Origin of the sequence: Paraburkholderia fungorum (genome assembly GCF_902833645.1) — a bacterium.
GTDB classification, from domain to species: domain Bacteria; phylum Pseudomonadota; class Gammaproteobacteria; order Burkholderiales; family Burkholderiaceae; genus Paraburkholderia; species Paraburkholderia fungorum.
On the sequence record NZ_CADFGE010000011.1, the window covers coordinates 61,888 to 81,847 of the forward strand.

The window sequence follows — 19,960 nt, forward strand, 5'->3', positions numbered from 1 at the left end:
TTCGGAAAGCGGATGCCTGAATGAGTGAATACCCTTGTACAGGTATAGATAAAGCGATATTAAAATTCGGACTGCAAGACAGCAAAATATCTCAAATTGTATCGGTCAAATTTCCGTTGTTTTTTCCGATTTTTGTACGGCAATTGTTACCGAATTCGCGTTTGAGATTCGCATTTTTCGCCTTTCTGGATGCGGAAGCGCGCCGATCTTCTTGTTTTCCTACGAAACTTACGCAACCTTCGTGATCTGTAATTTTCCATATTTCGGTGGACAAAAAAATCCACCGCCATTTTTTTCGCTTAATTTTTATTTTTAAAAAATTATCCAGACATTTTTCCTTCACGAAGGGACCAATTTTATTCGACGTTTTATATAGTTTCTATTTAACGCGCTTTTATTGATTCTTTACTTCGTGATAAAACTCGACGCACTCACCCAGCCTCGAGGAGTCAATCATGACAGCTCCGGTTACGGCCACGCCCGCCGACACCCGGTCCACACAAGCTATGCCCCTTAACGTCAAGCTCAAGGTACATCCCGTGATTCTGGCCGGCGGTTCCGGCACACGGTTGTGGCCCATGTCGCGCGAGCAGTACCCGAAACAGTTGATTGGCTTGCTAGGCGAAGATTCGCTATTGCAATCCACGACGCGCCGTCTCGACGGGCTCGAAGCCGGTCATCTCCTCTCCGAGCAACTCGTCGTGGTGGCCAATGAGGAGCATCGTTTCACCACGGCCGAGCAATTGCGCACGAGCGGCAAGCCGAGCCGGCTGATTCTTGAGCCCGTTGGACGCGATACCGCGCCGGCACTGACGGTGGCCGCCCTTTCAATCGCCGCGCAGGACCAGGACGGCATCATGGTCGTGATGCCCGCCGACCACGCGGTGACCGACATCGACGGCTTTCATGCGGCGGTAGCCGCGGGCGTACAGCATGCGGCGGCCGGCCATATCGTGACGATGGGCATCGTGCCGACACGCGCGGAAACCGGCTACGGCTACATTCGTATCGGCGCAGCGCTTGGCATGCCTAACGACGCCTGCGCAACGCATGCCGATGCAAGCGGCAAGATCGGCGCGCACACGCTGGACCGTTTCGTCGAGAAACCGCATCTGGAATTGGCGCAGCGCTATATCGAGTCGCAGGAATACTGGTGGAACAGCGGCATTTTCATCATGCGCGCATCGACCTGGCTGAAGGCGATCCGCCACTTCCAGCCGGCGATTTACGAGGCCTGTGCAACGGCGTTCGCGGGCGGCAAGGCGGACGGCGATTTCTTCCGTCTGCAACGCGACGCGTTCAGCGCCTCGCCGTCCAATTCGATCGACTACGCGGTGATGGAACAACTGGGCAACGATCAGAGCGCTGCGTCCGGCGTGGTTGTGCCGCTGCGAGCAGGCTGGTCGGACGTGGGCTCGTGGGATGCAATCTGGGACATCTCGGAGAAAGACGCCGATCAGAACGTGGGCCGCGGTCACGTGATGTTCGAAGGCGCGGATTCGACCTTCGCACATTCGGAAGGACGCCTGATTGCCTGTGTCGGCACCCATGATCTCGTGGTGGTCGAAACGGCCGACGCGATTCTGGTCGCGGACAAATCGCGCGTGCAGGATGTCAAGAAGATTGTCGGACGGATTCGCACCGATGGCGGCCTGGAAGCGGCCAACCATCGCAAGGTGCATCGCCCGTGGGGCAACTACGATTCCGTCGACACCGGCGAGCGCTTCCAGGTGAAACGCATTGTCGTGAAGCCGGGCGCGCGGCTCTCGCTGCAAATGCATCATCACCGGGCAGAACACTGGATCGTCGTGCGCGGCACCGCGCTCGTCACGCGAGGTGAAGAGCGTTTCATCGTCTCCGAAAACGAATCCGCCTATATTCCGCTGGGCGTCACCCATCGTCTCGAGAATCCAGGCAAGATGCCGCTCGAAATGATCGAGGTGCAATCGGGTTCGTATCTCGGCGAAGACGATATCGTGCGCTTCGACGATACGTACGGACGTCAATGATTCACAACGGATGAAGCGGGAACCTGCGGCGGTTGCTCCTGACTGCCGCGGGGTGCTGCTACTCTCACCGGTCTGTGCCGGCGTCCTCACCCCGCGTGGGAGATGAGTTCCGGAAACGACGGAAAACGATCTGATGCGCTACTGCTTTCCGTTGCGGGTGCAGCCGGTTCGCTGGGATAACGGCGCAGCGGTCCGCGGAACGCGTTGAGCGGACCGTGCAAAGGGCCGCCGTGATTCGCCGAGACGGGTTCCGGCACATGACGCATGGCCGGTAACGGACGCGCCGCTCCCGCCGCCGGGTTGGCAGCCGGCGCAGCGTCTGCTACAGCCTGCGTGCGGCATTCACGCTCGATCCACTGCCGCGCCCATTCAAGCGCGTACTGCTCCGCCGCCTCAGCCTCTGCAAAGCGCGGACCGACGAGGCCGGAACGCTCGACGCGTCTGCCGTCCTTCATGATCTCCGCCCACGCGCGATACATGGCGTTGGGCACCTGCTCCGCGGCGACGTAAATCACATAACCCTGCTGACCGGCGACTTGCGTGCCACGCGGCGCGAGGCTCATTGACAGCGAGCTGCGCTGATCTTCAAGCTGCTGCGCGCGGCGTGCCGACGTAATGACCGAGTCCAGACCGTGCATGGCCGCGTCAACCGCCCGCGCTTCGTCGAAACCCTGCTGATCGGCGCGCATGGCGGGCCGTGCCACCAGTGGCGAGGACACCGGCGGCGGCGAAGGTGCACGAGACACCGGCGGCACGTTCGTCAGCCCCGACAACTGGCGTGTGATATCGGCGATCGGATCGGCCGAGCGCCATTGGCTCAGACTGCTCGATACGCCGGGCGCCTGCCATGACTCAGGACTTTTCCACGACACGCCACGCAGACCTTCGTCGCGCGCGCTGACGGTCTCGGCGACCGGCGCGGCCGGCTTGGCCGCGGCCGGCGGCGCCGGTTGCGGGATGTAGGCGAAGGTACGCCCGGTTTGCGATAACAGCCGAACCATCTCGAGCAGGGTGCCGTTCAACTGCCACTCTTCGAAACGGCGCCGGCAGGTGGGACCCGACGGATAGCGCCCCGGCAGCTTCGACCAGGGTTCGCCAGTTGTCAGAATCCACAGGACGGCATTCGCCACGATGCGCGGTTCGGCGCGGGGCCGGCCGCGCCGGTTCAGACGGACGGCCGGCTCATCAGAGACAAGCGCTGCCAGCAGCGCCCATTCGTCATTGCTTAGCTCATCGAAAAACATTGGGTTTTCTCCACGCAGCCTGGCCCGGCCGCGGCTTTGGGCGGCCACGGATTCAGCGTTCACGATCCGTGTGCAGCCCTCGGTTGCACAAATATGTTTTGTACGTTCTGTTGGCGGGTCAATATCGCACTGGCTTAGTGCGGTTTGTCCCTATTGCGAAGCACAAAACGTGGTCTCACTCGTGCATGGGAGAATTTGTGCACGAAGCATACCATCCCCAGGGTTTGCGTGAATATCGTTGAGACAAGTGTTACGGATGGAAACAATCTTCTTCTTTTGGCCGCATCGCTTCACGCATTGCTGTAACAGAGCAGCCATCAGCACGGGCTTCGAAATCCACTATTGCATAGCACAACGGCATGAAAAAAGCGGCGAATTGACTTTACGAATTCGCGCTTGATCCATCATGCATTTCGATGCGCTTTGAAGCTGTTTTTGCGCAGCCTGGGGGGATGTGGGCGCACCAGATGGATAGTACCTGACCGACATCGAAGCGCCATCGTCGAGGAAGCGAACCGCCGCCTCTGCGCATGCTATTCGCATTCCTTTCGACACCGTACAGTAGGCACCACTCCCGGGCTTGCCTCTAGCGCACGGGATTCGCGGCGCCCTCACCCACCACCGTCATCCATTGGCGCACTCGCCAGTGCGTCACCAGTCCCGCGAGTACGTACGGATCGGCTCTGGCAAAGGCTTCGGCGGCCGCGGGAGAGTCGCCGTTGAAAAGCAGCGCGGCGGTGTCGACCGGGTCGGTCAGCGCGCCGGCCAGATGCAATTCGCCGCGCTCCACCGCCGCCCAGGCAAGTTTCAGATGGGCGTCGCGATATGCGCCACGCCGCTCTAGGTAGTCCGGTACGAGGTCATAGACCAATAGATAGTGCATCGCGTGCCTCCTTTGACCTGCGCGGCGCAGATGCCGGGGCGGCGCCTTCGCGCAGGAGTTCAAGTCAAGATTACCCCGCTGCTCGTCAACGGCATTTTCTGCCGATTTTCTATTCATTTTCACTTGCAGCAATACGCATCGAATCTTTAATGCAGGATCAGACTTTATCGAATGGCGGCAAGCTAATTCATTTGCCTGACTCTCGCAAATTGATCTGGATTGCATAACATATTTTTGACGCCATTACGGACTCGCCGTTTCAGACCCTGGAGCACCGTCGTCGCTGACGTATAGGGGAAAACCTGCGTGAGCGCCTGTCAACCGGAGTGCTCTTTTATCCGTTCTGGCAGACAGCATTTGCCATAATGGACGTGCCGAGGGGTCCTGGACGCCATAGACGCCCGCGCATGAACGACCAAAAACGTTTTCACCACCGATGGAGTGTCCCATGAAAGTCCAATCCGCTATCGCTACGCTGGTGCTGGGTGCTGTCCTCGTCTCGCCGGTGTTCGCACAGAACAGCCAGCAAACGAAAATGGCCGACTGTAACAAGCAGGCCGGCGACAAGAAAGGCGACGACCGCAAAGCCTTCATGAAGACCTGCCTGTCCGCCAAGCCGGCCGCCGCGGCGCCGATGAGCCAGCAGGACAAGATGAAGGCATGCAACGCGCAAGCCACCGGCAAAAAGGGTGATGACCGCAAGGCCTTCATGAAGACCTGCCTGTCGTCAGCCCCGGCTAATTAAACGCGAGGCAAGCGGCGCGGCCCTTATGCCGCGCGTGTAAGCGCATGCTGCTCGAACAGGGTCGCGCCGTTTTCCGGCGCGGCTGCTGCGTTTCCTTCGTGCCCGCCGTTGTATCTGCCTTAGTGCATGCCTTAGCACCTGCTTCTGTCCTTACCCTACGCTCCTTCGTAACGTCTCTCCCCGGCACGCGCCCTCGCGCCACCTACTCTGTCGCTGTCCGTTCGCGCGAACGCGTCGTTTTTCTTCTATGATGGCTGCGGAGACGGCCCACCCTCATACACAACATTAGACGGGCCGCCATCTTGTCGTTGGTGCTGAAGAGCATCGATCGGAGGCAAGGATGGTAACGAAACATAAAAACCGCTGGTTGAGGCGGTGGCTGGTCGTCATCATTTTCTGGGCCGTGCCCGTGGCGATCGTCGCGGTCAGCGAGATCCGGGAGGAAATGGCGTACAACGCCGTCGACCTCGATCGCGCGCTGACCACCTGGAACTTCACCGACGCACAACGCGCGGCCGGCGCGCCCGCGCGCTGCCATGGCAAGCCCGACGAGGCGCAAGCCGCCGGCTGTCCGGCCGACGTACTGGCCGCCAACGCGCCGCGCCAGCAAGACGCCCGCAATGAATACAGCGTACGTCGCTCTACCCTCATGGCTTACCTCTGGCATGCGTTCGTCGGCTACTGGATCGTGCCGGCTGTCACGCTGTTCCTGATTGGCCTGCTGATCGGGATGGTTCGCCGCGCGCTGCGCCGCCCCCCGCCCGTCAAAAGTCCGGCAAACCACGGGTGAGGATGCAAGGGCATGAGGCACGTCCACGAGGCACGACGGACACGCAGGTGGCGTCGCGACAACACTTTCAGTTTGATTTCAACATGGATTTTGACGCCAACTGTGAGCGCGCAAAATCGGTAAAACAGACGCTTGGTGCGGCCTACGTCTAGCGGCCGGTGCGCCGCTCCCGGCTTGGCGCGATGCCCGGAAGCCCATTCGAACGCGCTGTCCGAGCCTCTCGCAACTGTCTTTTGAGGTCGGTCAAAGTTACATCAAGATGCCTTACGGCAGGGCTCAAACCCCCGCCCCACAAGGCTTTTCGCCTGGCGACGAACTACGCTTTCCCCGCTTGCCTGTGATATAACTCAACAACAACCCGGCAAGACCATATGAGGTTGTACCCAGGAACCATGATGGAGAAAAACGATGCAAAGACGAAACTTCATGCTGAAGACTACCGCTGCGCTCGCTTTCGGAGGCCTTGCACTCGCCGGTTGTACAACCAACGGCAGCACCCCGAACACGCCCTCCACTGATGCATCCAAACGCCAGTCGATCGACGCCAGCGTCGACGGCACCATGTCGCGCCTGTTCACCACCGTGAAGGGTTCGCGTGAACTCGTCTCCAAGGCGCGCGGCGTGCTGGTGTTCCCGTCGGTGCTGCAAGTGGGCTTCATCGTTGGTGGCCAGTATGGCGAGGGTGCGCTGCGTGTGGGAGGCAGCTCGGTGGGTTACTACAGCACGATTTCCGGTTCGTTCGGCCTGCAAGCGGGTGCGCAGTCGAAGGCTATCATCTTCCTGTTCATGACCCAGGACGCGCTCGACTCATTCCGCAAAGCCGACGGCTGGTCAGCAGGCGGCGACGCCTCCGTCGCGCTGGTGAAGATGGGCGCCAACGGCGCAATCGACACGACCACGGCAACCGCCCCGGTCGAAGTATTTATCCTGACTAACGCCGGCCTGATGGCTGACGTCTCGCTGCAGGGCACGAAGGTCTCGCGCCTGAAGATCTAGGCGCCCGCCGGATCCCGGGGCTCAGGTCCCGTATTGTTATGCAGCGGCAATAAAAAACGGCGATGCGCATTGCACGTCGCCGTTCTTTTTCATTGCGCAGCGCGAATCGCATAAGCCACGCACGCCACGCGAGCCACGCCGCTCAGCTCCCCGACGTATCGATCACCTTGAAGCGCGAACGCTTCTGTGCGCGAATCACCGACTGATACGCGTCCACATACTGTTGCGCCATGCGGTGTGACGTAAAGCGCTCTTCAAAACGTTGCCGCACACCCGCCCGCGGCATCTTATGCAGGCGGTTGACGGCCGCCACCGCGCCGATCTCATCTTCGACGATGAAGCCTGTCACCCCGTCGTCCAGCACTTCCGGCACCGAGCCGCGGTTAAACGCGATCACCGGCGTGCCGCACGCCATGGACTCGATCATCACCAGACCGAACGGCTCTGGCCAGTCGATCGGGAAGAGCAGCGCATGGGCGCCCGATAGAAATTCGGCCTTCTGATCATCCGCAATTTCGCCGATGAACTCGACATGCGGCAAGTCCAGCAACGGCCGGATTTCGCGCTCGAAATATTCGCGGTCGGCGGCATCCACTTTCGCGGCGATCCGGATGGGCATTCCGCAGCGCCCGGCAATCCGGATCGCGGTATCGACCCGTTTTTCCGGCGAGATGCGGCCGAGGAACGCGAGGTACTTTTGCTCGACCGGTTGCGGCGTGTAGAGCTGCTCCGGCAAGCCGTGATAGACGGTGGTAAGCCACTTGGCCTGCGGCAATGGATGGCGCTGCGCGTTCGAAATCGAGATCACCGGCGCGGTGTTGAAGGTGTCGAATACCGGTTGCTGCTCGGGCAGGTCGAGGCGCCCATGCATGGTCGTAACGAAGGGCGTCTCCTGGCGCTTGAAGACCGAAAACGAGTAGTAGTCGAGGTGAAAATGCAGCACGTCGAAGTTTTCGGCCTGGCGGCGCACCAGTTCCATCAACAGCATGTGGGGCGCGATGCGATCGCGGATCCCTGGGTCCAGCCGCAGCGCGCGCGGCCATACGGCTTCGAGCTTGGCGCTCGTGACGGAATCACCGCTCGCGAACAGCGTCACGTCATGGCCGAGCTCGACAAGCGCCTCGGTGATGTAAGACACGACACGTTCCGTGCCGCCGTAGAGCTTTGGCGGCACCGATTCGGTCAAGGGGGCGATCTGCGCAATCTTCATATTTGTCTCCGTGAACTGACGGCTTGCGCTGATGGCGGTGCACGTCAGCGGCGCTAAACAGCTCAGCACCGTCCTTCTCCACCACTTCTCCAACTTCTCCATCAATGCGGCGAACGCCAGGCGTTCGCCTGCACCATCCGTATCAAAGCATTATTCATCAGGGTGTCACAAAAAGCCCTTGGCTTTGCAATTCCTGTGTGCTGTTACATTCAGCTTACATCCCACGACGCGCCTATTATCCACTGCGCGCCGGTTAACGCGCCGGCCATTTCCAGGCCGGCAGATCGCGATCGTCCGCATCGGCGATGCGCGTCGCGCCAAAGTGCTTCTCAAGGACGATCGACTGACTGCCGTCCTCCCGCTCGAGCGCCGCAATCAGCCGCGCCGCGTGCGACACAACCAGCACCTGGGAATGCGCGGAAGCCCGCGCGATCAGGCGTGCCAATGCCGGCAGCAGGTCCGGATGCAAGCTCGTCTCCGGTTCGTTCAGCACCAGCAGCGCGGGCGGACGCGGCGTGAGCAGCGCGGCCACCAGCAGCAGATAGCGCAAAGTGCCGTCCGAGAGTTCCGCGCCCTTGAGCGGCCGCAGCAAGCCATGCTGCTGCATCGACACTTCGAAGCGGCCGTCCTGCGTGGTGACATCGAGGCGTGAGCCGGGAAAGGCGTCGTCGATGGCGGCGTCGAGCGCCACGGGGTCGCCGATCTCGCGGATCGTTTGCAAGGCCGCGGCAAGGTCCGCACCGTCGTCAGACAGCACCGGCGTGTGCGTGCCGATCTGCGGCAGACGCGCAGCCGCTTCGGCGTCGGTGCGGAAGTGGTCGTAAAAGCGCCACGAGCGGATCTGCTCGCGCACGGTGATCATTTCGGGGGCGGTCCGCGGGTCGGAGAACTCCGTCATCATGCTGTCGAAACTGGCGACAGGCTGAGGAATGGTTTGCCAGTCGCCCTGCTCGTCACGCGTGCGCAGCGTCGCGCCGTGCCGGTCGACCAGCAAGGCCGATGGACGCAGCACCGGACCGCTCCAGATGCACTCGCGTTTGATCGTGGGGTCGAGTGGAAACCAGGTCGCCTTATCGAGTGGCGGCAAGCCCAGATCGATCGCGTAACCGAACTCGTCGCCGGAAAAGCCGAGCCGCAAGCTCACCGGATCTTTGCGGCGCGTGCCCTCCACCGGCAACTCGCCGGCCAGCACTGCACGCGAGAAGCGTTCGGGCCCGGCCCACAACGTGGACTGCAAGCCACCCTCACGCGCCAGCGACGTAATCACGCCGCCGCGCGCAGTTTCGGCCAGCAGGCGCAGCGAGCGATACACACTCGATTTCCCGCTGCCATTCGCGCCCGTGATCACATTCAACTGCCCGAGCGGCACGACCAACTCGCGTAGCGACCGGTACCCCGCGATTGCCAGGGTTCTCAGCATGCGGCCGCCTTTCGGGCCGGCAGGCGCCGTCGGACCTTCGGTAAAACAACTTCGTTCAAACGCATCAATATCATTAGTTATGTCCGCCGCCTTTGCCTGGTTTCTGCATAGGCACGCTGCGCAAATCGTTCAGGAAGGTATCGCGCCACACACCGAGATCGTTCTTGCGCAGCGCCGCCATGTTGATCTCGTGACGCCGCTGGCGCGCATCGAGTGGCATTTGCAGCGCGCGCTGCAAGGCTTCGCACATGCCGATCGCGTCGTGTGGATTGACCAGCAGCGCGCCGCTCAACTCGGCCGCCGCGCCGGCGAAGATCGACAACACTAGCACGCCGGGATCGTCGGGATTTTGCGCGGCGACATACTCCTTCGCCACCAGGTTCATACCGTCATGCAAGGGCGTGACAAAGCCGATCTGCGACTCGCGAAACAGCGACATCAGCTTCCAGCGGTCGTACTGCTGATTCAGATAGCGGATCGGTGTGTAATCGAGGCCCGAATAACGGCCATTGATGCGCCCCGCTTCGTATTCGAGATCCTGGCGGATCTTCTGATAGGTAGCGACGTCCGAGCGGGTGGGCGGCGCGATCTGCACCAGCGTGACGTTGCCGCGCCATTCCGGCGAGCGCTCCAGCAATTGCTCGAAGGCACGGAAACGCTCGACGAGCCCCTTCGAATAATCGAGCCGGTCGACGCTCATGATCAGCTTGCGGCCCTCCAGACTCTGCTTCAGTTCGAGTACGTGCTGGCGGCTTTCGTAGCGTTTGGCCTGTTCGGCGATTTCGTCGGGGAACACGCCGATCCGATAGACGCCCGTGCGCAGCTTGCGGCCGAAGGCCTCGACGTGGTTGCCCTCGCTCACGGTGCCGCGCGCGTGGCGTGTCACGTAGTCATGGAAGGCGAGTTCGTCGGTGGCGGTCTGAAAGCCTAGCAGGTCATAGCAGGACAGCGATTTCACCAACTCTTCGTGCGGCGGAATGTTGAGCAGGATCTGCGGCGCGGGAAACGGAATGTGCAGGAAAAAACCGATGCGGTTCGTGATGCCTTCGGAACGCAGCGCTTCGGCGAACGGGATCAGATGGTAGTCGTGGATCCAAATCACGTCGTCGGGTTCGAGCAGCTTGATCAGCTTGTGCGCAAGCCATGCGTTGACGCGCCGGTAGCCCGCGTATTCTTCGCGCTCGTATCGCGCGAGATCGTTGCGGTAGTGGAACACCGGCCATAGTGTGGCGTTCGAGAAGCCGCGGTAGTACTGGTCGTAATCCTTGCGCGTAAGGCCGACGGTCGCGAAGGTCACCGCGCCGTCCTGCTCCAGCGTCGGCCCGGCATTGGCGACCGTCTCGCTCACCACGTCGCCGCTCCAGCCGAACCACACGCCTCCCGCATCTTTCAACGCGCCGAATACACCGACCGCGAGTCCGCCCGCGGACCCTTTGGTTTCCGTCGGCGTTGCGACACGATTCGACACGACGATCAGTCGGCCCATGTTGGTAGTCCTCCCTGGTTCGTACGGCACGGGGTTCGCCTATCACGCGCTTGCGGCATCTGCTTGTGGCGCCGGTTGTGACATTCCGGACGCTGTAGCATTTTGAGGACCCGAAGCGGGTAAAGCAGGCGACGCCGTGTCAGTTTGATAAGTTCAATCGACAGTTCGACTGCTTCGGCGCCCGGTCGGTTGCAGTCATTTTCGCGTGGGGCGGACGTGTTGTGCGTCGTGGATTGGGGGAAAGCTGCCTGGAGCAGTCGCGTCCGAAGGCGAACGGCCGGCTTTGACCCGGCACGCAAGCGCATTTCCATACATGCGCCAGCCAATCCGTGTGACGTGCCCGATTCGGGCACGTGGCGCAGGCGTCAGCCGCGATTCACATCAGATTCGCCGCAACGACAGACTCAGTTGCCGCTCTTGCAAGGAAATGCCTTACCGAGCCCCAACGAGATTGCCGTGCTGGCGTTATAGCCCGCAACGATCGGGTTGTCCGCGATGTACTTGCGCACCGCGTCGGTGAGTTGCGCCGAGCGTGCGTCCGGCGGAAGGCAGAAGTACTGGCCGACGCGCGGCCCGGTCGTGCCGCCGATTGCGTCGATCGTGTTGAAGATGCCGTCGGCGGCGCCTTCGATATAGGCGGCGCACGCACTGCGCGAAGCCACATCGGTCTTCGTGCAAAGCTTGTTGAGGTCGCCTCCCGTAAACGCGGCTGCCGACAGGGGGACGGCAAGCGCGCTGGCGAAAATCAAGGCCCGCAGCATGGTGTTCCTTTCCAGGGTCGTTTATCAGGCGGTCTTGCGCCGCATCGAACCGGCGCGCCTCGTAGCGCGCCAAGTCGTCATTCTGCACTGTTTTGCGGAGCGGCAGGCATGCCGGCACCGCTATCTTCAGTCAAATTTGGTGGCCGGCATTCCGGTGGCCGGCACTCCGGTGGCCGGCGAGTTCCATATTGCGGCAGCCGGTGTGCCGAAGCGCGGCGCACCGGCTCTCCACTCAGTTCACTTCTGCTGCATTTGCTGCAGGCGCGCCGTGAGTCCCTCGACCACGTCCGGCTCCTTGTAGGTCTTTGCGAAATCGAGCGCGGTCAAGCCGATCTGATTCTTCACCGTGAGGTCCGCGCCGTTGTCGAGCAGCAACTTTACCGTCGACACATGACCGCCGCGTGCGGCCATCATCAGCGGCGTGGTGCCATTCGGCGAGCCGGCGTCGACATAAGCCGAATGATCGAGCAGTACCTTGACGATGTCGTCGTGGCCGTTCGCCGCCGCGTAGTGCAGCGGCGCCCAGCCCTTCTTGTTGACTTCTGCATCCTTCGCGATCAGCAGGTTGACGAAGTCAAGATCGCCGTTCAGCGCGGCCATCATCATCGCGTTCTCGCCGGCCTTGTCCTGGATCTCGATGTTGGTCTTCGGATTGGCGAGCAGCGCGGCGCCCACCTTGTCCGACTTCTCGCGCGCGGCGATCACCAGCAGCGGGTAGCCCTGGTTGTCGACGCTGTTCGGGTCCATACCCTTGGCAAGCAGTTTGTTGACACCGTCGACGTCGTCGAATTTAACCGACTTGATGAGCGAGTCGATCGGCGCGGCCTGAACCGGAGCCGCGACCAGCGAAGTCAGCGCAGCGCAGACGAGCGCGGCGGCCAACGCAAGGCGCGACGCGCTGCGGCGCGCCGAGCCGAGGGCCGTTTGCACTGCTGAAGTCTCTTGCAACACCACGGTCGAAGTCGAGTAATTTGTCATATTCTGCTTTAGGAAACGTCCCTATCCTATTGATATATAAAAACTTTGTAAATCACACGCCGGCCGGCGAAGGGATCTTGAAAAGCCGGAAGAAGTTTTCTGTCGTGGCGGCGGCCAGCGCCGTAGCCGGTATGTCGCGTTGTTGCGCGATGAAGCGTCCGACATAACTTACGTACGCAGGTTCATTAGGCTTGCCGCGATACGGCACCGGTGCGAGGTACGGCGAGTCGGTTTCGATCAGCAAACGATCGAGCGGGACGCGGCGCGCAACATCCTGCACGTCGGTCGCGCTCTTGAACGTGACAATGCCCGACAGCGAAATGTAAAAATTCTGGGCCAGCGCCTGCTCGGCAACCGCCCACGGCTCGGTGAAGCAATGCATGACGCCGCCCGGCTCGCTCGCGCGCTCCTCGGCCATGATGCGCAACGTATCTTCCGCGGACGAACGCGTGTGGATGATCAGCGGCTTCCCGGTGGCGTGCGCCGCGCGGATATGGGTACGGAAACGCTCGCGCTGCCACTCCATGTCGGCGATCGTGCGGCCTTCCAGACGGTAGTAATCGAGACCGGTCTCGCCGATCGCGACCACCTTAGGATGCGCGGCCAGTTCGATGAGCTCAGCGAGGCTCGGCTCGCGCATGTCCTCGTGATCCGGGTGCACCCCGACCGACGCGAACACGTTCTCGTGCCGGCTGGCGATCTCCAGCACGGACGGCAGCGTCTCCAGGTCAACCGAGACGCATAGCGCATGCGTGACCGAATGGCTGCGCATGTTCTCGAGCACCTGTGGCAGACGGTCGGCGAGTCCTTCGAAGTTGATATGGCAGTGCGAATCGACAAACATGATGATGTCCTGCTGATAAATAGCGTGGGGTGAATCTGGCCGTCAGTCCGGCTGCAAATCAGACCGCAGTTGCCGTGTCGAGCCGTTTGCCGAGAATCACCAGATCGCGCTCCACGCCGTCCAGCACCGCGACGCGCGGCAGCGATCCCCACGTGTCGAAACCAAAGCTGCGGAACAGGCGCAGGCTTGCTTCATTGTGGCCGAAGATAAAACCCAGCCCGGTGTCGATGCCGAGCGCCGGCGCCGCCGCGAGCGAAGCCGCCAGCAACTGCTTGCCGAGCCCCTTGCCGCGCGCGCTCTCGTCCAGATAGATACTGACTTCGGCGGTACGCAGATAGGCCGGGCGCCCGTAGAAATCCGAGAAGCTCAGCCATGCGATCACACGGCCGGGATGTTGCTCATCTTCCACCACCCACAGCGGACGCTTTTGCGGGCCATGGGCATGAAACCAGGCCAGACGGCTTTCGACGCTCACCGGCTCGAGATCGGCGGTGACTTGCCGCGACGGCACGGTCGAGTTGTAGATGGCGACGATCGCGGGCAGATCGTCGAACGTGGCATCGCGGTAAGAAAGGCTCATGGTGCTTGGACGTGAGGTGGGATACGAATCGAATCAACGGACGGATGCACGAAGCGGCACAACGCGGTAAAGCGCCCCGCCCTGAGCAAATCGTCCGGCATCAAAAGACTTATGCGAATAGCTCGCGATAACCAATAAACAGTTCTTCAAACACCAGACGCGCATTCAGCGGGTGGTTCTCGACCGCGCGCTGGCGCGTCACGGTGCGCATGAAACGCGCGAACGCGCTGGCGTCGGCTTGCGATGCGCAGCGCGACAACGCCGTCGACGCCTGCGGAAAATAGCGCGGCGCGCCGGCCGTGCGCTGCGCCAGCAAATCGTACATCCAGCGCTGCAACCAGCCGAGCACCAGCGGCACCGGCAGCTTCTGCAGCGCCTCGCCGCAGGCAAAGGCGTCGCATTCGGCGCCGGCGGCCAGTTGCTTCAGAGTCCAGTCACGCAGCGTGCGGTTCTCGTCGCTCGCCAGTGCAAGGGCCGTGAGCGGCGCACCGCCGGCCTCGGCGAGCAGCGCGGGAGCTTCGGCGACGCCTTGCGCGGCGAGCCACTTCGTGGCGACCTCCGGCGCGGGCATCGTCATGGGCCATTGGCGGCAACGGCTGATAATCGTGGGCAGCAGACGGTCGATGCGCGCCGACACCATCAGGAACACCACACCCGCCGGCGGTTCTTCGAGCGTTTTCAGGAGGGCGTTGGCCGCGGCAATGTTCAGGCCCTCGGCGGGATACAACACCACCACCCGCGCACCGCCACGGTGCGAACCGACGCCGACGAAATCGAGCAGCCCGCGAATCTGCTCGATCTTGATTTCCTTGCTGGGCGCACGGGTCTTCTTGCCTTCGTCGCCTTCGGCCTTCTCGGCTTTTTCGTCCGCGGCATTGGCGAGACCCGCTTCGGCAGCCAGCGCCTCGGGGACGACAATCCGATAGTCCGGATGATTGCCCTGCGTGAACCAGTTGCATGCCACGCACGTGCCGCAGGGCTCGCCGTTGGCCTGCTGAGCTTCACACAGGAGTCCTTGGGCGAGGTGCTGCGCGAAGCGCAACTTGCCGATCCCTGCCTGCCCATGCAGCAACAACGCGTGCGGCCAATGTCCACGCAACTGCTGCAGGCGATTCCAGTCGTCGGCTTGCCACGGATAAATCATCGTTTCTCTTTTAAATCAATCGATTGACGACGCCTTCTAAGACAGAAGGCGAACTTCATCGATGTTATGAGTCAGAATTATATTCTTTTAAAATCAAAGAACTGCAATCAATTCTTCAAGTTGCTTCTGAATTCGCACGATGCTCTGCGAAGAGTCAATGATAGCGAACCGGTACGGCGCTTCTTCCGCGCGGCGCAGATATTCGGTACGGGTGCGGTTGAAAAACGCCTCCGATTCGCTTTCGAAACGGTCTGGATCGCGCGCGGCACTGCGGCGTTCGTTGGCGATTTCCGGCGCCAGGTCGAACAGCACGGTCAGGTCCGGCTGGAAACCGCCCTGCACCCAGCGCTCAAGCGTTTCCAGCTTGTCGCGCGGCAGGCCACGGCCGCCGCCCTGATAGGCGAAGGTCGCATCCGTGAAACGGTCGGACAGCACCCAGTCGCCGCGCGCCAGCGCCGGCTCGATCACTTCGGCCAGATGCTGGCGGCGCAGCGCGAACATCAGCAATGCCTCGGTTTCGAGGTCCATCTTCTGATGCAGGACGATCTCGCGAATCTGTTCGCCGAGCGCCGTGCCACCCGGCTCGCGCGTCATCACGACCGAGCGGCCGGTGCTCGCCACCTTCTCTTCGAGGCGCTCGCGAAACCAGCTCAGATGGGTGGTCTTGCCGGCACCGTCGATGCCCTCAAACGTTATGAATTTGCCCCGCGCCATCATTGCCCTCGAATATATTTGTCCACGGCCTTGTTGTGATCGCCGAGGGTGTCAGAAAAGATACTGCTGCCGTCGCCGCGCGATACGAAGTACAGCGCGGTGGATTGCGCCGGGTTCATCGCCGCCTGCAGCGATGCGACACCGGGCAGCGAGATGGGCGTTGGCGGAAGCCCCATCCGGGTGTACGTATTGTAGGGAGTGTCGGTCTGCAGGTCCTTCTTGCGGATGCGGCCGGTGTAGCTGTCGCCCATGCCGTAGATCACGGTGGGGTCGGTTTGCAGCGGCATGCCTACGCGCAGACGGTTCGCGAATACCGCCGCCACCATCGGCCGGTCCGTTGGCTTGCCGGTTTCCTTTTCGATGATCGACGCCATCGTCAACGCATCATACGGGGTCTTGTACGGCAGGTTCGGCGCCCGCGCGGCCCACGCTTCGTCCAGCCGTTGCCGCATCAGACGGTACGCGCGGCGATAAATGTCCAGATCGCTGGTGTTCTTGTCGAACAGATAGGTGTCCGGGAAGAACAGCCCTTCGCCATTGCCGATCGATGCTTCCGGCGCGTTGATCGCGTTCATCAGGTCGGTATCGCTCATGCCGGCCGTGTCGTGCCTGAGCGCCGGATTGGCGTCCAGTTCGGCCCGCATGCGCTTGAAAGTCCATCCTTCGATAATGGTCGCCACGTATTCGTTGACGTCGCCCCGGGCGATTTTCTGCAGCACTTCGTATGGCGTGACGCCCGTCTTGAACTCGTAGTTGCCGGATTTCAGCTCGCTTTGCAGCCCGAGCAGGCGCGTCATGAGCACGAACAGTTCAGGCTCGACCGGCACGCCGCCGCGAATCAGCTGCAGCGTGACGCTGCGCAGGCTGCTATGCGGTTTGACGGTGACGTCGAGTTGCGCGGGGGTCAAATCGAGTGGACTGGTGGCCCAGTGATATCCGCCTGCGATTGCGGCTGCGGCCAGCACAATGACAATTGAGCCGGCGACGAAACATTTCTTCAGAAGGGACATGCGAAACGTGGCTGGGTTGGACCTCATATAATACTTGTTTGCCTTAGCTAAAGTCAGAATTGACTGTTCTCGGAATCCATGAACACACCGCTCGCTACCGCTTCAGGCACGCCCTCCGTCACTCCTGCAGTTGCGCCCTCCGGCGCTGTGGCCACGGCGCACGCTGCCGCGTCTGCCGCACTCCCTACGCTGCCACGCCCCGCCGCCGATGAATTCGACGCCGTCATCCAGGAAGGCGCCTACATGCCGCTCACGCAGTTCGGCGTGATCGACGCGACCGGCGACGACGCGGCGAGCTTCCTGCATGGTCAGTTGACCAACGACACCCAGCATCTCGATGCCGCCAATGCGCGCCTCGCGGGCTATTGCTCGGCCAAGGGCCGGCTGCTGGCGTCGTTGCTGACGTGGCGCACGGGCGAGACGATCCGCCTGCTGGTGTCGAAGGATCTGCAGGCCGCCGTGCAGAAGCGGCTGTCCATGTTCGTCCTGCGCGCCAAGGCAAAACTGGCGGACGCGAGCGGCGAACTGGCGGTAGTGGGCCTCGCGGGCGACGTGCGCAAAGCGCTTTCCGGCGTGTTCGACGCGCTGCCCGACGGCGTGCATGTGCAGGTAGACGGCACGGCGGGCTCGCTGATTCGCGTGCCGGACGCGCTCGGCCGGTTGCGCTATCTGTGGATCGGCCCGAAGGCCGCGATCGAAGCGCATCTGCCGATGCTCGACGAAAAGTTGAAACGCGTGTCGCCGGCGGTATGGGATTGGCTCGACATTCGTGCCGGCGAGCCGCGCATCACTCAACCGGTGGTTGAGCAGTTCGTGCCGCAAATGGTCAATTTCGACGTACTAGGCGCGGTCAATTTCCGCAAAGGCTGCTATCCCGGTCAGGAAGTGGTGGCCCGCAGCCAGTATCGCGGTACGATCAAGCGGCGCACCTCGCTCGCGAACGTGGCGGGTGAACTGGATACGGTCAAGGCCGGCGTGGAGTTGTTTCACTCGGACGATCCGGGCCAGCCGTGCGGCATGGTGGTGAACGCGGCGTCGGCGCCGGAAGGTGGTGTCGACGTGCTGGTGGAGATCAAGCTGGCGGCGCTCGAAGGCGGCTCGGTGCACCTTGGCGCGGCGGACGGTCCGGCACTGACGTTCCTGCCGTTGCCATACGGCTTGCCTACCGAAGTCTAAGCATCCGAACCGCAGCGGCGCAGCAATCAGGCGCCGCTTTTTTTATTGCTCCGGCTCCTCCACCGCCCTCACCGGGAGACTGCCCCCGATGTGCCTGATCGTTTTCGACTGGCGACCCGATGCGCTCGACGGGCCGCTCTTCACACTCGCGGCGAATCGCGACGAATTCTTCCGCCGCACCGCCGAACCGATCAGTTGGTGGCATGACGCGCCGACCGTACTGGCCGGCCGCGATCTGGTGGGCGGCGGCACATGGCTCGGCATGTCGCGCGACGGCCGCTTCGCCGCGCTGACCAATTACCGCGCGCCACATGAAATGCGCGCCGATGCGCCTACCCGCGGCACGCTGGTCAGCGACTGGCTCACCGGCTCCGCGCAAGGCGCGGCCAACGGCAAGGTCAACAGCAAGGGCCGGCACGAAACGCCACTCGGCTATCTGCAACACGTCGCGCAAACCGGCGAGATCTACAACGGCTTCAATCTGCTGGTCGGCGACTGGACGCGCCGCGAGCTCGGCTGGTATTGCAACCGCTCGAACATCGCGCCCACGCTGCTCGCGCCGGGCACGCATGGCATCTCGAATGCGGTGCTCGACACCGCATGGCCGAAGCTGGTCAAGAAACGCACCGAACTGGCCACGATGCTCACGCGCGACGCGATGCCGCCGCTCGAACGCCTGATCGATCTGATGCGCGATCCACGTCTCGCGCGCGATGACGAACTGCCGTCCACCGGCATTCCGCTCGAACGAGAGCGTGCCTTGTCGGCGGCGTTCATCGAAACGCCGGAGTACGGCACGCGCGGCACGACCGCGGTGCGCGTGGTCGCGCATGGCGAGGTTATCAGCGTAGCGGCGGCGGAACGCAGCGACGACAACGGCTCGCACCGGATCGTGCGGCCCGGCGACTTCGAGCGAAGCTTTGCGTTCAACGTTGAACGCGAGATTGCCTGAGGCACGGCGATCATTCGACGCCGAATGCCACCCGCAATGCCGCGGCGGCATCCGAGTGCGCCCGCGCGACATCGGGGACGTAGCCGCCCATCTTGAAGAACTCGTGAATCATGCCGGGATAGCGCTTCAGGGTGACCTGATTGCCCGCCGCGCGCAATTTTTCCGCATACGCATCGCCCTCGTCGCTTAAGGGATCGTATTCGGCGGTCGCGATCCATGCCGGTGCGAGGCCGCTGAAATCGGGCGCCCCACGCGTGCCGTCGAGCGGCGCGAAACGCCAGTCGTCGCGGTCGCTCTTATCGCGCACGTATTGATCGAAGAACCATTGAATCGTCTCGCCCGACAGCAGGAAGCCGTCGGCGAGGCGCGCGTGCGAATCGGTTTGCTGGTGGCCGGTGGCGCCCGGATAGATCAGCAATTGCAGCATCAGCTTGATGCCCGCATCGCGTGCGAGGACCGCACACACCGCGGCCAGGGTGCCGCCCGCGCTATCGCCGCCCACGGCCAGCCGCTCTGCGTCGATTCCATATTCGGTGGCATGCGCGTGCAGCCACGTCAATGCATCGAATGCGTCTTCAACGGCGGTGGGGAATTTGTACTCGGGCGCGAGCCGGTAATCGACCGACAGCACCGCACAACGCCCGTCGCGCGCGAACATCCGGCACAACGCGTCGTGCGTATCGACACTGCCGACCGTGAAGCCGCCGCCGTGAAAATACACCAGCGCCGGCATCGGCTCGGCCCAGCTCGGCTCGACAGGTTGATAAAGACGCGCGCGAATCGCCGCGCCGTCGCGCGTCGGCACGCTCAGGTCTTCGACCCCGAACATGGGTGCGCTTGCGATCTCCAGAATCGGTGCGCTTTTCTCATAGGACGCACGCGCCTGTTGCGGGCTCATCTCGTGAAGCTGCGGGCGTTTCGCCCGCGCGATCATGTCGAGTATCTGCTCGATCTTCGGATTCAGCGGCATTGGGTTTCTGGCGGCGCGTGGGCGCTGGGCATCAAGGGGGCGTTAAGG

Annotated in this window: 19 protein-coding genes; 6 read left to right on the plus strand and 13 right to left on the minus strand. The window is 62.3% G+C overall.

Going from position 1 to position 19,960, the window contains the following annotated elements; all coding sequences use genetic code 11:
• The first annotated feature begins 455 nt into the window (after window positions 1-455).
• Window positions 456-2,009, plus strand: coding sequence for a mannose-1-phosphate guanylyltransferase/mannose-6-phosphate isomerase (locus HWX91_RS28725; RefSeq protein ID WP_028196546.1), 1,554 nt, complete (start codon window positions 456-458; stop codon window positions 2,007-2,009).
• Window positions 2,010-2,095: 86 nt separating this feature from the next.
• Here HWX91_RS28725 and HWX91_RS28730 read toward each other — a convergent pair whose 3' ends face one another.
• Entirely contained in the window at window positions 2,096-3,253 is a 1,158-nt protein-coding gene (locus HWX91_RS28730; protein WP_028196547.1) for a transposase, read from the minus strand.
• Window positions 3,254-3,839: 586 nt separating this feature from the next.
• Window positions 3,840-4,136: a YciI-like protein gene (locus HWX91_RS28735; protein WP_028196548.1), complete on the minus strand. Its 297-nt coding sequence runs from the start codon at window positions 4,134-4,136 to the stop codon at window positions 3,840-3,842.
• A gap of 448 nt (window positions 4,137-4,584) precedes the next feature.
• Between HWX91_RS28735 and HWX91_RS28740 the strand changes: the two genes are divergently transcribed.
• From HWX91_RS28740 to HWX91_RS28750, 3 genes are all read left to right on the plus strand, one after another.
• On the plus strand, window positions 4,585-4,881 hold the full coding sequence (locus HWX91_RS28740) for a PsiF family protein (protein WP_028196549.1): 297 nt from the start codon (window positions 4,585-4,587) through the stop codon (window positions 4,879-4,881).
• A gap of 340 nt (window positions 4,882-5,221) precedes the next feature.
• Window positions 5,222-5,671: a hypothetical protein gene (locus HWX91_RS28745; RefSeq protein ID WP_028196550.1), complete on the plus strand. Its 450-nt coding sequence runs from the start codon at window positions 5,222-5,224 to the stop codon at window positions 5,669-5,671.
• 408 nt (window positions 5,672-6,079) lie between these two features.
• The gene (locus HWX91_RS28750; protein ID WP_028196551.1) at window positions 6,080-6,667 is read left to right on the plus strand and encodes a BPSL1445 family SYLF domain-containing lipoprotein; all 588 of its coding nucleotides are present in this window, start codon (window positions 6,080-6,082) and stop codon (window positions 6,665-6,667) included.
• 142 nt (window positions 6,668-6,809) lie between these two features.
• Here HWX91_RS28750 and HWX91_RS28755 read toward each other — a convergent pair whose 3' ends face one another.
• From HWX91_RS28755 to mltG, 10 genes are all read right to left on the minus strand, one after another.
• Complete coding sequence (locus tag HWX91_RS28755) at window positions 6,810-7,877, minus strand: glycosyltransferase family 4 protein (protein WP_028196552.1); 1,068 nt, start codon at window positions 7,875-7,877, stop codon at window positions 6,810-6,812.
• 253 nt (window positions 7,878-8,130) lie between these two features.
• The gene (locus HWX91_RS28760) at window positions 8,131-9,297 is read right to left on the minus strand and encodes an AAA family ATPase (protein ID WP_028196553.1); all 1,167 of its coding nucleotides are present in this window, start codon (window positions 9,295-9,297) and stop codon (window positions 8,131-8,133) included.
• A gap of 73 nt (window positions 9,298-9,370) precedes the next feature.
• Window positions 9,371-10,783 carry an alpha,alpha-trehalose-phosphate synthase (UDP-forming) gene (gene otsA, locus HWX91_RS28765; protein ID WP_028196554.1) on the minus strand — a complete coding sequence of 471 codons (1,413 nt, stop codon included), beginning with the start codon at window positions 10,781-10,783 and terminating at the stop codon, window positions 9,371-9,373.
• Window positions 10,784-11,187: 404 nt separating this feature from the next.
• Window positions 11,188-11,544 (minus strand): Rap1a/Tai family immunity protein, encoded by a 357-nt coding sequence (locus HWX91_RS28770; RefSeq protein WP_028196555.1) that lies wholly within the window; start codon window positions 11,542-11,544, stop codon window positions 11,188-11,190.
• Between the two features lie 237 nt (window positions 11,545-11,781).
• Window positions 11,782-12,522 (minus strand): ankyrin repeat domain-containing protein, encoded by a 741-nt coding sequence (locus tag HWX91_RS28775; RefSeq protein WP_028196556.1) that lies wholly within the window; start codon window positions 12,520-12,522, stop codon window positions 11,782-11,784.
• Between the two features lie 52 nt (window positions 12,523-12,574).
• On the minus strand, window positions 12,575-13,366 hold the full coding sequence (locus HWX91_RS28780; RefSeq protein WP_028196557.1) for a TatD family hydrolase: 792 nt from the start codon (window positions 13,364-13,366) through the stop codon (window positions 12,575-12,577).
• Window positions 13,367-13,424: 58 nt separating this feature from the next.
• The gene (locus HWX91_RS28785; protein WP_028196558.1) at window positions 13,425-13,946 is read right to left on the minus strand and encodes a GNAT family N-acetyltransferase; all 522 of its coding nucleotides are present in this window, start codon (window positions 13,944-13,946) and stop codon (window positions 13,425-13,427) included.
• Between the two features lie 109 nt (window positions 13,947-14,055).
• Window positions 14,056-15,090, minus strand: a complete 1,035-nt coding sequence (locus HWX91_RS28790; RefSeq protein WP_028196559.1) for a DNA polymerase III subunit delta' — start codon at window positions 15,088-15,090, stop codon at window positions 14,056-14,058.
• A gap of 93 nt (window positions 15,091-15,183) precedes the next feature.
• The gene (gene tmk, locus HWX91_RS28795) at window positions 15,184-15,804 is read right to left on the minus strand and encodes a dTMP kinase (protein WP_028196560.1); all 621 of its coding nucleotides are present in this window, start codon (window positions 15,802-15,804) and stop codon (window positions 15,184-15,186) included.
• Window positions 15,804-16,814: an endolytic transglycosylase MltG gene (mltG, locus tag HWX91_RS28800; protein WP_028196561.1), complete on the minus strand. Its 1,011-nt coding sequence runs from the start codon at window positions 16,812-16,814 to the stop codon at window positions 15,804-15,806. The genes tmk and mltG overlap by 1 nt, the downstream gene beginning before the upstream one ends.
• Before the next feature lie 78 nt (window positions 16,815-16,892).
• Between mltG and ygfZ the strand changes: the two genes are divergently transcribed.
• Together ygfZ and HWX91_RS28810 are read left to right on the plus strand one after the other, a co-directional pair.
• Complete coding sequence (ygfZ, locus tag HWX91_RS28805; RefSeq protein WP_028196562.1) at window positions 16,893-17,990, plus strand: CAF17-like 4Fe-4S cluster assembly/insertion protein YgfZ; 1,098 nt, start codon at window positions 16,893-16,895, stop codon at window positions 17,988-17,990.
• A gap of 88 nt (window positions 17,991-18,078) precedes the next feature.
• On the plus strand, window positions 18,079-18,942 hold the full coding sequence (locus HWX91_RS28810; protein WP_028196563.1) for an NRDE family protein: 864 nt from the start codon (window positions 18,079-18,081) through the stop codon (window positions 18,940-18,942).
• Window positions 18,943-18,952: 10 nt separating this feature from the next.
• Here the strand turns inward: HWX91_RS28810 and HWX91_RS28815 are convergent, their stop codons facing one another.
• Window positions 18,953-19,912: an alpha/beta hydrolase gene (locus HWX91_RS28815; RefSeq protein ID WP_028196564.1), complete on the minus strand. Its 960-nt coding sequence runs from the start codon at window positions 19,910-19,912 to the stop codon at window positions 18,953-18,955.
• Window positions 19,913-19,960: the final 48 nt, after the last annotated feature.